Below are 12,485 nucleotides of genomic sequence, written 5' to 3' on the forward strand. Positions count from 1 at the left end.
GCGGCGCCGGTGTTCGGCTGGTGGCGGCGGGCATCGTGCAGGTCGGCGGCTTCGCAGGTCAGTGACACCGCCCACCGGCCGGCCCGGTGGCTGACGGTGGCGGACACGACCTTCGCCCGCCCCTTGGCCAGCATGCGCCGCAGCCGGCGGGTGTCCTGCCGCACCGCCAGGGTGCCGATGCCGGGCAGGGTCACGGTACGCGGCGCCTGCTCACCGACCCGGATACCCGCCCGGCCCGCGGCAGAGGTCCTGCTGCGGATCCGAAACGACAACGGTGCGCGCTTCTTGGACTTGAACCTCGGAAAACCGACCCGCCGACCCCGCCGGTGGCCGGTGCGCGACGCCGTGTACGCCGACAGGCCGCGGCCGAGATCGACCGCGGCTTCTTCAAAGACCTGCTGACATACCTCACCCCGCCATGCCAGACCGGTCACCTGCACCGTGACGGTCCCGTCACCGGCGGCGACCATCACCCGGCCCGCGTCACCCGACCGTTTCCACCCGTTGAACGCGTTGATCAGGTCGAAGCCCGACCACGGCACCTTGCCGACCGTCCCACCGCGCTTGCCGTCCAAAGCGTCCTTGACCAGCCGCAGGCACTGGTTGTAGCCGAACCGGGCTGCACCCGCATGCCGACGCAACACAACCTCCTGGTCGGCAGTCGGGCTCAGACAGAACCGGAACGTGGTGAAACGGGCCACGGCAGCACACCCTGCCACCAACCACCGACAAACAGCCCACCACCTGCACACAAACCCAGAAACCCCACGGGCCGACCCACAACCATGGCTCACAACGCCCAGCACCAGCCGCCCACTTATGAAACACGCCGTAGGCTCGGCCCATGCAGGAGCAGCCGGAGCCGCCCCTCGCCCCGGGCCTCACCGCCCGGGTCGAGCTGACCGTCACCGACACGGACACCGCGCAGGCGGTGGGCTCGGGCGACGTGCCCGTGCTCGGCACGCCCCGGGTGCTCGCGCTGGCCGAGGCGGCGACCGTGGCGGCCACCGCGACCCGGCTGCCGTCCGGGTCGACGACCGTCGGGACCCGCGTCGAGCTGGAGCACCGTGCGGCCACCCCCGTCGGCCGAACCGTGGCCGCCCGGGCCGAGCTGGTCAAGGTCGACGGCCGGCGACTGGCCTTCGAGGTGATCGTGACCGACGGGAACGAGGTCGTGGCCACCGGGCGGATCGAGCGGGCGCTGGTCGACCGGCAGCGCTTCGTCGAGCGCGCCGCGCGGGCGTCATGACCGCCCGGTTCGTCGAGGTCGCCGACCGCGTGCACGTGCTGCGCGACCCGCTGCTGCACGTCAACGTGACGCTGGTGGTGGGCGACGGCGCGGCGCTGCTGGTGGACACCCTCTCCACCGCCGGGCAGGCCCGGGAGCTGGCCGAGGCGGCCCGGGCGGTCACCCCGCACCCGTGGATGATCGTCAACACCCACCACCACTTCGACCACTGCTTCGGCAACGCCACGCTGGCCGCCGACCCGCCCCGCCCGGTATACGCGCACGTCCAGGCCGCGGCGGTGCTCCGCGACCACCCCGACGAGCTGCGCCGGGCCGCGGCCGAGGAGATGCGCGCGGAGCAGCCGGAGCTCGCCGCCGAGCTGGCCCGGACCGAGCTGCTGGCCCCGACCCACCCGGTGCACGGCGAGGCGGTGCTGGACGTGGGCGGCCGGCGGGTGGTGCTGCACCACCCCGGGCACGGGCACACCGACGCCGACCTGGTGGTGCACGTGCCGGACGCGGACGTGCTGGTCGCCGGCGACCTGGTGGAGCAGAGCGGGCCGCCAGCCTTCGAGGAGTCGTACCCGGTGCAGTGGCCGGACGCGGTGGCCGCGCTGCTCCGGCTGACCACGCCGGCCACCGTGGTGGTGCCGGGGCACGGCGAGCCGGTCGACGTGGAGTTCGTCCAGGCCCAGCACGCCGAGCTCGCCCGGCAGGCCTGGCTGATCCGGGCCGGCCACACCGGCAGTGCCCCGCCCGAGCGGGTGGCCGCCGAGTCGCCGTTCGGCGCCCGCCCGGGTCTCATCGCGGCCCGCCGCGGCTACGCCGAGCTGGACGGCACCGCCTGACCGCTCACGGGGTCAGGGGCGGGCCCGCAGGGCGGTGAGCAGGGCGTCGAGATGCGGGGCGGCGGCGAGGATCGCGTCGCGGGCCGGCGGGTCGAGGGTGGCCAGGGCCTCGGTGAGCAGGGCGCTGCGGTGGGCCGCGTGGTCGGCCATCCGGGTGCGGGCGGCGTCGGTGAGGGTGAGCCGCACCACCCGGCGGTCGGCCGGGTCGCGGTCGCGCGCCAGCAGCCCGGCGTCGGTGAGGTCGTGGACCAGGGTGCGCTGCTGGTGCTGCTCGGCACGCTCACCGCGATCGGCCCGCTCTCGCTGGACATGTACCTCCCGGCGTTCCCGGCGATGACCCGCGAACTCGGCGCCGACCAGGCCGGCATCCAGCTCTCCCTGACCACCTGCCTGATCGGCCTGGCCATCGGCCAGTTCGTCACCGGCCCGCTCAGCGACCGGTGGGGGCGGCGCCGACCGGTGCTGGTCGGCGTCGGCGCGTACACCCTGCTCGCGCTCGCCTGCGCGGCGGCGCCGAGCGCGCCGATGCTGGCCGGCGCGCGGTTCGCCCAGGGCCTGGCCGGCGGCATGGGGGTGGTGGTCGCCCGGGCGGTGGTCCGTGACCTCTACTCGGGTCTACCTCGGGTAGGCGCTGACCCAGGGCTTCGCGTTCGCCGGGCTGTTCGCCTACATCTCCGGGTCCTCGTTCGTGTTCCAGGACGTCTTCGGCGTCTCCGCGGTGGCGTTCAGCCTGGTCTTCGGGCTCAACGCGCTCGCCCTGGTGGCCACCGGGCAGGCGAACGCCCGCCTGCTCGACCGGTTCAGCCCGCGCCGGCTGCTGGTCACCGCGGTCGTGGTCGGCGGGGTGGCCGCGGCCGGCGTGCTCACCGGGGCCCTCGCCGGCAGCCTCACCGTGGTCGCGGTGACGCTGTTCGCCTTCGTCGGCTCGCTGGGCATGGTGACGCCGAACAGCACGGCGCTGGCGCTGGACGCGCATGCCCGGCACGCCGGCACCGCCGCCGCGCTGATGGGCGGCGTCCAGTCGGTGGTAGGCGCGCTGGCCGCGCCCCTGGTCGGGCTCGGCGGCGAGGGCAGCGCCGTGCCGACGGCCGTGGTGCTGGCGGTCGCCGCCGCCTCTCCCTCACCGCCGTGCTCACCCTCGCCCGCCCGCGCTGACCCGCGGCGGATCAGCGGAACCGGTCAGCCACCGCCCCCCGGGTCGGCATGGCGGTGGCCCCGCCGGGCGACTCGCAGACCAGGCCGGCCACCCGCAGGGCGAAGGCCACCCGGTCCCGCCAGCCGGTCGGCTCCACCGGCTCGCCGGCGTGCAGCAGGTCGGCGATCAGAGCGCCCATCACCGAGTCGCCCGCGCCGGTGGCGTCCACGGCGTCGACCTTCGGCGCGGGGACGCGTACCACGTCGTCGGCGGCGGCGACCAGGGCGCCGTCGGCGCCGAGGGTGACCACCACGGTCCCCGCGCCCAGTTCCCGCAGGTACGCGGCCACGCCCTCGACCGGCTCGCGCGGGTAGAGCTGGCGCGCGTCGGCGGCGCTCAGCTTGACCAGGTGGGCGCTCGCGGCGAACTCGGCGACCACCGCGCGCAGGCCGTCCAGCGCGCCCGGGCCGGTGAGCAGGCTGGGCCGCACGTTCGGGTCGAACACCCGCAGCGCCCCGGCCATCGACCAGGCCCGGCGCGCGGCGGCCAGCACCGGCGGGTCGAGCAGCACGATCGAGCCGCAGTAGACCACCTGCGCGCCCTCGACCAGAGCCACGTCCAGATCGTCGGCGGTGAGCAGGGCGTAGGACCGGGGCTCGCCGTAGAAGCGGAAGTCGGGTTCCGGGCCGGCGAAGGTGGCCACGGCCAGCGCGGTCGGCGCCGGCACGGTGACCGCCCCGGCCAGCCCCACCCCGGCGGCGCCCAGGAAGGCGCGGATCCGCGCGGCGAGCGCGTCGTCGCCGAGCGACCCGACGAACTGGACGTCCCCGCCGAGCCGGGCCACCGCCACGGCCACGTTGAGCGGCCCGCCGCCGATCGCCTGCCGGTAGACGGGTTGCCCGTCGTGCTCGGCGTCGAGCAGGTCGACCAACGCCTCGCCGAGCACCACCGCGTACCCCATCCTGGCTCCCTCCGTCCGTCGTACCTCCGATCCTGGCGCATGGCGGGGCGCGGCGCGACGAGACGCCCGCATCGACGGGTGGCTATTGCGTGGGATACCCGGACGTGATGGGATTGCGCGTGCCGGGAGGGCGCGGGGGCTGCCGCGCCGCCGGCCGCCGGGTCGAGCCGACGCGAGGGCATTCACCGGTCCGTGGCACGGACCGCAGGCGGTGCGCGTCCCCCGACGGCCCCCGGCCGCACTCCGACCGCCGGGCGTGGCACCGCGATCGTCGCATCCGCTCGTCGCAGCGGGGCGGACCGGGCGGGTCGCGCCCCGCGAGTCAGGAGATCCCGTGCACCGATCCCGTACGGCCGCGCTGCTCACCGCGGCCGCCACCCTGGCCCTGGGCGCGTTCGCCCTGGCCACCGGCTCCGACCCGGCCGCCGCCCATGGCGCGGCGATGACCCCGGGCGCCCGGACCCACCTGTGTTGGAAGGACGGCCTCACCGCGACCGGGGAGATCAGGCCGAACAACCCCGCCTGCGCGGCGGCGGTCGCCCAGAGCGGCGCCAACTCGCTCTACAACTGGTTCAGCGTGCTGCGCTCGGACGCGGGCGGCCGCACCGTCGGGTTCATTCCCGACGGCAAGCTGTGCAGCGGCGGCAACGCCAACTTCAGCGGCTACGACCAGGCCCGCACCGACTGGCCGGTCACCCACCTGACGGCCGGCCGGACGATGGAGTTCCGGTACAGCAACTGGGCCCACCACCCGGGCACCTTCTACTTCTACGTCACCAAGGACAGTTGGAGCCCGACCCGGCCGCTGGCCTGGAGCGACCTGGAGGAGCAGCCGTTCCTCCAGGTGACCAACCCGCCGCAGCGCGGCTCGGTGGGCACCAACGACGGGCACTACTACTTCACCGGTTCGCTGCCGGCCAACAAGAGCGGCCGGCACATCATCTACTCCCGGTGGGTCCGCTCGGACAGCCAGGAGAACTTCTTCGGCTGCTCGGACGTGACCTTCGACGGCGGCAACGGGGAGGTGACCGGGATCGGCTCCGGCGGCACGCCGTCGCCGACCCCCACCACGCCGACGCCGGGCCCGACCAGCCCGACCCCCACGCCCACCCCGACCTCGCCGAGCCCGACCATGCCGTCCGGCGCCTGCATGGCGGTGTACAAGGTGGTCAGCGCCTGGCAGGGCGGCTTCCAGGGCGAGGTCATGATCATGAACCACAGCACCCGGACCTACAGCGGCTGGACGGCGAACTGGACCTGGCCGAGCGGCCAGACCATCACCCAGCTCTGGAACGGCACGGCGAGCACCAGCGGGGCGGCGGTGACGGTCACCAACGCCGCCTACAACGGGAGCGTCCCACCGGAGGGCACCACCACGTTCGGCTTCACCGCGAACTTCTCCGGCACCAACACCCTGCCCACGGTCACCTGCACCGGCCGGTGATCCCGCACTGAGAAGGGCCCCCGGGGCGTAACCCCGGGGGCCCTTCGACACGCTCGCGTCAGCGGACCATGCTGCCGACCACCGGCTTGGTGAGCAGGGCCGACTGGTTGCGCTGGATGCCCGGGTCGAGGGTCTTCGCCACGAAGATGGCGTGCCAGATGCAGAAGATCAGCACGGTCCACACCTTGCGGGAGTGGTCCGCCTCCTCCCGCTTGTGCTCGTCCAGCAGCCGCATGGCGTACGACAGGTCGATGAGGTCGCCCGCGCCGGAGGTGGCCAGCACGTGCCGGGCCCACTCGTACATCTCGCCGCGCAGCCAGACCCGGGTCGGGGTCGGGAAGCCCAGCTTCTTGCGGTTGACGATGGCCGGCGGCACCACGCCCTGCAACGCCTGGCGCATCGCGTACTTGGTGGCCTCGGACCGCGGCGGCAGCTTCAGGTCGACCGGGATCCCGGCCGCCACGTTGAACACCTCGCGGTCCAGGAAGGGCACCCGGACCTCCAGCGAGTGCGCCATCGAGATCCGGTCGGCCTTCACCAGGATGTCGCCGCGCAGCCAGGTATACAGGTCGACGTACTGCATCTTGGTGACGTCGTCCAGCTCGGTGGCCTCGGCGTAGATGGGGGCCGTGACGTCGGTGTAGCGCACCGAGGGGTCGTAGCGGCGCAGCAGGTGCTGCTTCTCCTCCTCGGTGAACATCCGGGCGTTGCCGTAGTAGCGCTCCTCGATCGGGGTGGTGCCGCGCTCCAGGAAGCTCTTGCCCTTGACGCCCTGCGGGATGGCCTTGGAGACCGCCCGCAGGCCCTTCTGCACCCCGCCCGGCAGGCTGTTGACCGCGTTGAGTGAGAGCGGCTCGCGGTAGATCGTGTAGCCGCCGAAGAACTCGTCCGCGCCCTCGCCGGAGAGCACCACGGTGACGTGCTCGGCGGCCTTCTTCGCCACGAAGTAGAGCGGCACCAGGGCCGGGTCGGCGACCGGGTCGTCCAGGTGCCAGACGATCTTCGGCAGCGCCTCGATCATGTCCTGCGGCCCGATCTTGGTCGGGATGGTGGTCACGTCGAGGTGCCGGGCCGAGTCCTGGGCCACATCGATCTCGGAGTAGCCCGGCACGTCGTAGCCGACGGTGAAGGTCAGGATGTTCGGGTTGAACTCCCGGGCCAGGGCCACCACGGCCGTGGAGTCGATGCCGCTGGAGAGGAACGAGCCGACCGGCACGTCCGAGCGCATGTGCATCCGGACGCTCTCCCGCAGGGTCTCCCGGATCTCGTGGTAGAGCTTCTGCTCGTCGGAGACCGGGGCCGGGTGGAACACCGGCCGGTACCAGCGGCGCACCTCGATCCGGCCGCCCGGCGTCCAGGTCAGGTACTCCCCCGACCCGATCCGGCTGATCCCCCGGTGCAGGGTGCCCGGCTCGGGCACGTACTGGAGGGTCAGGTAGTGGCTCAGGTTGGCGGTGTCGATGCCCGCGTCGCCCTGGTACGCCGAGTGCGCGAAGGGCAGCAGCGCCTTCTTCTCCGAGGCCAGGTAGAGGCCGTCCTGGGTCTCCAGGTAGTGCAGCGGCTTGATGCCGAAGTAGTCCCGGGCGCCGAAGGCCCGCCGCTCCTGCCGGTCCCAGATCACGAAGGCGAACATGCCGCGCAGCTTGGTGAGCACCTGCTCACCCCAGTAGTGGTAGCCGGCGACGATCACCTCGCCGTCGCCGTTGGTGGCGAACTGGGCGCCGTAGTCGCGGATCAGCTCGTCCCGCAGCTCGATGTAGTTGTAGATCTCGCCGTTGAAGGTGAGCAGGTAGCGGCCGTTCGCGTAGGGCAGCGGCTCGTGGCTGAGCGCCACGTCGATGATCGCCAGCCGCTTGTGCGCGAACACTCCGTCCGCGTACCGGCCGGAGGCGTCGCCGACCACCTCGACCCCGGTCTCGTCCGGGCCGCGGTGGTGCAGGCACTCCAGTGCTCCGGCGATGTGGTCGCGGTGAGCGGCGGCGTCACCGCGCGCGCTGAAAAAGGCCAGGAGTCCGCACATGGCCGTCATCTTTCCACGCGGCGGAAGCCACCGTCGCGGCACCGCAGGCACTTCCCGCTCCCGCCCGCGCGGTACCGTCTGGACCAGCGACGAGGCGCAAGGAGGCGGAGCATGGCCGAGGAGCGGGCACAGCAGCAGGGCAAGCCGGCGGACGGCACCGAATCGCACGACCCGGACTTCCCGGAGGCGTTCCTGGCCTTCATGCGGCAGGGCTGGCGGGACACGGAGCTGCCGGTCGGTCCCCGGCCGGAGGTGCCCAACCACGCCAAGCGGAGGTCCGCGCTGGCCGAGGCCTTCCCGGGGGAGACGCTGGTCATCCCGACCGGCACCGAGAAGGTACGCGCCAACGACACCGACCACCGGTTCCGGCCGGGCAGCGACTTCGCGTACCTGACCGGCGACCTGGAGCCGGACAGCGTGCTGGTGCTCCGGCCGGGCGGCGAGGCCACCCTGTTCATGCGGCCCCGGTCGTCCCGGGTGACCGACGAGTTCTTCCGCAGCCGGAACGGCGAGCTGTGGGTGGGCCGGCGGCCGACGCTGAAGGAGAAGTCGACCGAGCTGGGCCTGCCCACCGCCGACCTGACCGAGCTGGACGCGGCGCTGGCCGAGCTGGCGCCGGCGCGCACCCGGGTGCTGCGCGGCTTCGACGCCCGGGTGGACGCCGCGGTGCGCCCGTACGACGGGGCGCGGGCCGAGGGGCAGCCGGGCCGCGACCGGGAGCTGGCCATCGCGATCTCCGAGCTGAAGCTGGTCAAGGACGAGTGGGAGATCGCCCAGCTCCAGGAGGCGTGTGACGCCACGGTCCGCGGCTTCGAGGACGTGGCCCGGGCGCTCCCGGCCGACCGGGCGGTCTCCGAGCGGCTGCTGGAGGGCGTCTTCGCGCTCCGCGCGCGGCACGACGGCAACGATGTCGGCTACGGCTCGATCGTCGGCGCCGGCGAGCACGCCACGATCCTGCACTGGGTGCACAACCACGGCGCGACCCGGCCGGGCGAGCTGCTGCTGATGGACATGGGCGTGGAGAACCGCAACCTCTACACGGCCGACGTCACCCGGGTGCTCCCGGTGGACGGCCGGTTCACCCCGCTCCAGCGCCAGGTCTACGACGCCGTCTACGCCGCCCAGCAGGCCGGCATCGACGTGATCAAGCCGGGTGTGGCGTTCCGCGAGGTGCACCTGACCGCCATGCGGGTGCTCGCCGAGGCGCTGAAGGACCTCGGCCTGCTGCCGGTGAGCGTCGACGAGGCGATGGACCCGGCGTCGACGGTCTACCGCCGGTGGACGCTGCACGGCACCAGCCACATGCTCGGCATCGACGTGCACGACTGCGCCAACGCCCGCAAGGAGACCTACCGGGACGGGCCGCTCGGCGAGGGCTACGTGCTCACCGTCGAGCCGGGGCTCTACTTCCAGCCGGAGGACGAGCTGGTTCCCGAGGAGCTGCGCGGCATCGGCGTGCGGATCGAGGACGACATCCTGGTCACCGCCGACGGCGCGGTGAACCTCTCGGTCGGGCTGCCGCGCCGCTCGGACGAGGTGGAGACCTGGCTGGCCGAGCAGCGTGAGGCCGGCCCCCGCCTGCCCGGCTGACCCGACAGGCACGACCCCCGGCGGGCCCGCCGCCGGCGTCTGCGAGGTTTCTCGCGGTAACGACGCCGGCGCCGGGCCCGTCGTCGTTTGCGCTGCTCACGGTCCTCCTGGTCCCGCTACGCCCCGCTCACGTCACCCGGCCGAATGTGAGACGAATGCGCGATTTCTTCGGATACGTCCGCGTCGCGAGGATCCTTCTCATACGGTGGCGATCAGAGGCTGCAACCGATTTGTAGCTGGTCGCTCGGCCTGGGGCGGTGCGACCCCTTTAGGTAGACCGGAAGGGCGGAAGGCTCTGATGTCCAACGACGTAACGACTAGCGACGGCGGGGCGCCGGGGACCCCGTCGACGAGCAGGCGGCGGGCCCTCTTGGTCGCCACCGGCGTCGCCGGGCTGACCGGCGTCGTCGGCCTGGCGGCGCTGGGTGGCCTCGCGGCTCGGGACAACGACAAGTCCAGCGGGCCGAAGCGCGTCGCCGAGAACCACGTGGCCGCGCCACAGAACGCCTCCGACGCCGGCAAGAAGGCCGACGAGGAGGACAAGAACAAGGACAAGGACGGCCGGGACCGGGATGACTGGGACCCGGACGGCGAGGATCACGGGAAGGTCCGGGAGGTGCCGTGTGACGACGAGGAGCTGGTCGAGGCGGTCGATCTGGCGAACCGGGGTCACGGCGGCACGCTGAAGCTGGCGGAGAACTGCACGTACGAGCTGAACGTGAAGGACCGCAAGTTCGGCGCGGCCCTGCCCGAGATCAAGCAGGACATCACGATCAAGGGCAACGGCTCGACGATCAAGCGGGACTCCGAGGACACGTTCCGGATCTTCCGGGTCGTCGACGGCGGTGACCTGACCCTGAAGGACCTCACAGTCAAGGGCGGCAACGCCACCGAGTTCAAGTACGGCGGCGGCGGTCCGCAGGTCCCCGGCGGCCCGGTCATGGGCGCCCCGAGCAACGGCGCCCCGGGTGGCGGCCCGGTCATGGGCGCACCGGCCGCACAGGCGGCACCGGCCGCGCCGGTCGGCGAGGGTCCGGGTTCGCAAGGTCCGGGTTCGCAGGGCTCGGGTTCGTGGGACAAGGACAAGGACAAGGACAAGCAGGGTGAGGGCGACGGTGGTGCGCTCCTGGTCGAACGCGGCGGCAGCGCCCACCTGATCAAGGTCAAGCTCACCCACAACAACGCCGAGGAAAACGGCGGCGCCATCGCCAACTTCGGCCGCGTCCACCTCGAAGACAGCAAGGTCACCGACAACCACGCCCGCGAGGACGGCGGCGGCATCTTCAACCGCGGCGTGCTCAAGGTCGAGGAATCCCACATCGACAACAACACCGCCGGCGCCAACGGTGGCGGCATCGCCAACGGCAACGGCAAGAACGACAGCCACGACCCGCACAGCTACGGCCCGAACAGCACCGAGCAGAACAGCTACGACAAGAAGAAGAAGGACAAGCACGACGAGGAAGCCGGCACCGTCGAAATCCTCGGCTCCGTCAAGGGCAAGGACACGATCCAGAGCACCCTGTCGGACAACCGCGCCGGCAAGAACGGCGGCGGCCTGTTCAGCTCCGGCGGCTTCGTCACCATCAGCTTCACCGCCATCACCGGCAACACCGCCTGCGAGAACGGCGGCGGCATCTACGCCGAGAACACCGAGCTCAAGCTCGACCACGTCAAGGTCGCCAAGAACCACGCCGACGAGAACGGCGGCGGCATCGTCAACACCGGCGGCAAGCACTGGGACTACCCCAACGACAAGCAGGAAGCCACCGCCACCATCTCCGACAGCGAGATCGTCGACAACACCGCCGGACGCTTCGGCGGCGGCATCTTCAACGGCGAATGGCTCGTCAAGGTCGAAGACGGCTTCACCGAACGCCGCAACGACAAGGACGACAACGCCACCCTGACGCTGCGGGACACCGAGATCAAGGGCAACACCGCCCTCAACGGCGGCGGCATCTTCAACAACAAGGGCAAGGTCACCCTGACCAACACCCGCGTCACCAAGAACACCGCCACCGACACCGCCAAGCTCCACCGCGTCGCCGGCGGCATCCTCAACAACGAGGGCAAGGTCAAGCTCGACGACAAGTCGACCGTCACCAACAACGACCCCACCAACTGCGCAGGCACCGTCAAGGACTGCTTCAACTGAACCACCACATAACCCTGGGGAGTCCCTTTCCGCCGCGCCACGGCGGTGAGGGGCTCCCCTGCCCCTCCCGTCACCGCCCGAGGGGTTCGTCGCGGTCCCGCCCGGTTACGCGCCGTCCGTGGGCAGCCGGCGGCCTTACGACCCGCCGGGCCTCTTCGGCCGGCCGGACACCCTCCCGCACCTCCGGTTCCCCGTGGGTCCTGCCGCGCCGCCCAACCCCTTATGCGGGTTTTTTTCGTATATGGGCCCGAGGTGAAGAAGCTTCTCATACGTTGGTCTTCAGCAGCTACAACCGATTTGTAGCGAAGGCCGCCTCGCCGTGGCGAAGCGACCTTGTCGGGTACAAGGAGAGGGCAGAGAGCTCCGATGTCCAACTACCTTCGCAATAACGATGACGCCGCCCGTGAGAAGACCTCCCCGCTCCGGCGCCGCCGGCTGTGGCTCGCCACCGGCGTCGTGGGCCTGACGGGAGCGGTCAGCCTCGCGGGCGTGGCCTACGCGACCACCGGGGTCACGGGCCCCCACCGGCTCACCGACGTGAAGTGGTCGACCGCCCAGCTCACCAGTGACGACGGCGAGAAGGGCCGTGACGACAAGGACAAGGACAAGGACAAGGACAAGGACAAGGACAAGGACAAGGACAAGCGTGAGGAGGGCCGGGACCGGGGTGAATGGGACCCGGACGGCGATGATCACGGGAAGGTCCGGGAGGTGCCGTGTGACGACGAGGAGCTGGTCGAGGCGGTCGATCTGGCGAACCGGGATCACGGCGGCACGCTGAAGCTGGCCGAGCGCTGCACCTACGAGCTGACCTTCGCCGACAAGAAGTCCGGCACGGGTCTGCCGACGATCGAGCAGGACATCACGATCAAGGGCAACGGCTCGACGATCAAGCGGGACTCCGAGGACGCGTTCCGGATCTTCCGGGTCGCCGACGGTGGCGACCTGAAGCTGAAGGACCTCACCATCAAGGACGGCAACGCCGCCGAGTTCAAGTACGGCTCAGGGTCGGACTCCGGCTCGGGCTCCGGCTGGCCGGGCTCCGGCTCAGCTCCTCCACCAGCGCCTTGATCGGGGCCAGCCCCACCCCGCCCGCCACGC

Annotated in this window: 9 protein-coding genes and 2 pseudogenes; 7 read left to right on the forward strand and 4 right to left on the reverse strand. The window is 71.9% G+C overall.

All coding sequences use genetic code 11. From position 1 onward, the window contains the following. On the reverse strand, positions 1-701 hold a 701-nt coding region (locus tag ABZV78_RS29515; protein WP_355643827.1), incomplete at its 3' end, for a helix-turn-helix domain-containing protein. 143 nt (positions 702-844) lie between these two features. On the opposite strand from ABZV78_RS29515, the gene ABZV78_RS29520 reads away from it, so the two are divergent. Both ABZV78_RS29520 and ABZV78_RS29525 read left to right on the forward strand, forming a co-directional pair. Beyond that, entirely contained in the window at positions 845-1,249 is a 405-nt protein-coding gene (locus ABZV78_RS29520) for a hotdog domain-containing protein (protein WP_355643829.1), read from the forward strand. Beyond that, positions 1,246-2,076: an MBL fold metallo-hydrolase gene (locus ABZV78_RS29525; protein ID WP_355643831.1), complete on the forward strand. Its 831-nt coding sequence runs from the start codon at positions 1,246-1,248 to the stop codon at positions 2,074-2,076. Before ABZV78_RS29520 ends, ABZV78_RS29525 begins: the two co-directional genes overlap by 4 nt. Positions 2,077-2,088: 12 nt before the next feature. On the opposite strand, the pseudogene ABZV78_RS29530 reads toward ABZV78_RS29525, so the two are convergent. Next, positions 2,089-2,331: pseudogene (locus tag ABZV78_RS29530) on the reverse strand (MarR family transcriptional regulator); the annotation flags it as partial. A gap of 3 nt (positions 2,332-2,334) precedes the next feature. Here ABZV78_RS29530 and ABZV78_RS29535 point away from each other — a divergent pair. Beyond that, positions 2,335-3,231 (forward strand): annotated as a pseudogene (locus ABZV78_RS29535) (MFS transporter); the annotation flags it as partial. An 11-nt stretch (positions 3,232-3,242) separates the two neighbouring features. On the opposite strand, the gene ABZV78_RS29540 reads toward ABZV78_RS29535, so the two are convergent. Then, the gene (locus ABZV78_RS29540; protein ID WP_355643833.1) at positions 3,243-4,172 is read right to left on the reverse strand and encodes a carbohydrate kinase; all 930 of its coding nucleotides are present in this window, start codon (positions 4,170-4,172) and stop codon (positions 3,243-3,245) included. A gap of 334 nt (positions 4,173-4,506) precedes the next feature. On the opposite strand from ABZV78_RS29540, the gene ABZV78_RS29545 reads away from it, so the two are divergent. Then, a complete protein-coding gene (locus ABZV78_RS29545; protein WP_355643835.1) occupies positions 4,507-5,616 on the forward strand; it encodes a lytic polysaccharide monooxygenase in 1,110 nt (369 codons plus the stop codon). 58 nt (positions 5,617-5,674) lie between these two features. Here ABZV78_RS29545 and asnB read toward each other — a convergent pair whose 3' ends face one another. Next, positions 5,675-7,636 carry an asparagine synthase (glutamine-hydrolyzing) gene (asnB, locus tag ABZV78_RS29550; RefSeq protein ID WP_355643836.1) on the reverse strand — a complete coding sequence of 654 codons (1,962 nt, stop codon included), beginning with the start codon at positions 7,634-7,636 and terminating at the stop codon, positions 5,675-5,677. A gap of 111 nt (positions 7,637-7,747) precedes the next feature. Here asnB and ABZV78_RS29555 point away from each other — a divergent pair, with 111 nt between their 5' ends. From ABZV78_RS29555 to ABZV78_RS29565, 3 genes are all read left to right on the forward strand, one after another. Continuing rightward, positions 7,748-9,226, forward strand: coding sequence for an aminopeptidase P family protein (locus ABZV78_RS29555; protein WP_355643838.1), 1,479 nt, complete (start codon positions 7,748-7,750; stop codon positions 9,224-9,226). A 298-nt stretch (positions 9,227-9,524) separates the two neighbouring features. Then, entirely contained in the window at positions 9,525-11,384 is a 1,860-nt protein-coding gene (locus ABZV78_RS29560) for a hypothetical protein (RefSeq protein WP_355643840.1), read from the forward strand. A 366-nt stretch (positions 11,385-11,750) separates the two neighbouring features. After that, positions 11,751-12,455, forward strand: coding sequence for a hypothetical protein (locus tag ABZV78_RS29565; RefSeq protein WP_355643842.1), 705 nt, complete (start codon positions 11,751-11,753; stop codon positions 12,453-12,455). The last annotated feature ends 30 nt before the right edge of the window (positions 12,456-12,485 follow it).

This window comes from Micromonospora sp. NPDC004540, from assembly GCF_040610095.1.
GTDB lineage: Bacteria > Actinomycetota > Actinomycetes > Mycobacteriales > Micromonosporaceae > Micromonospora.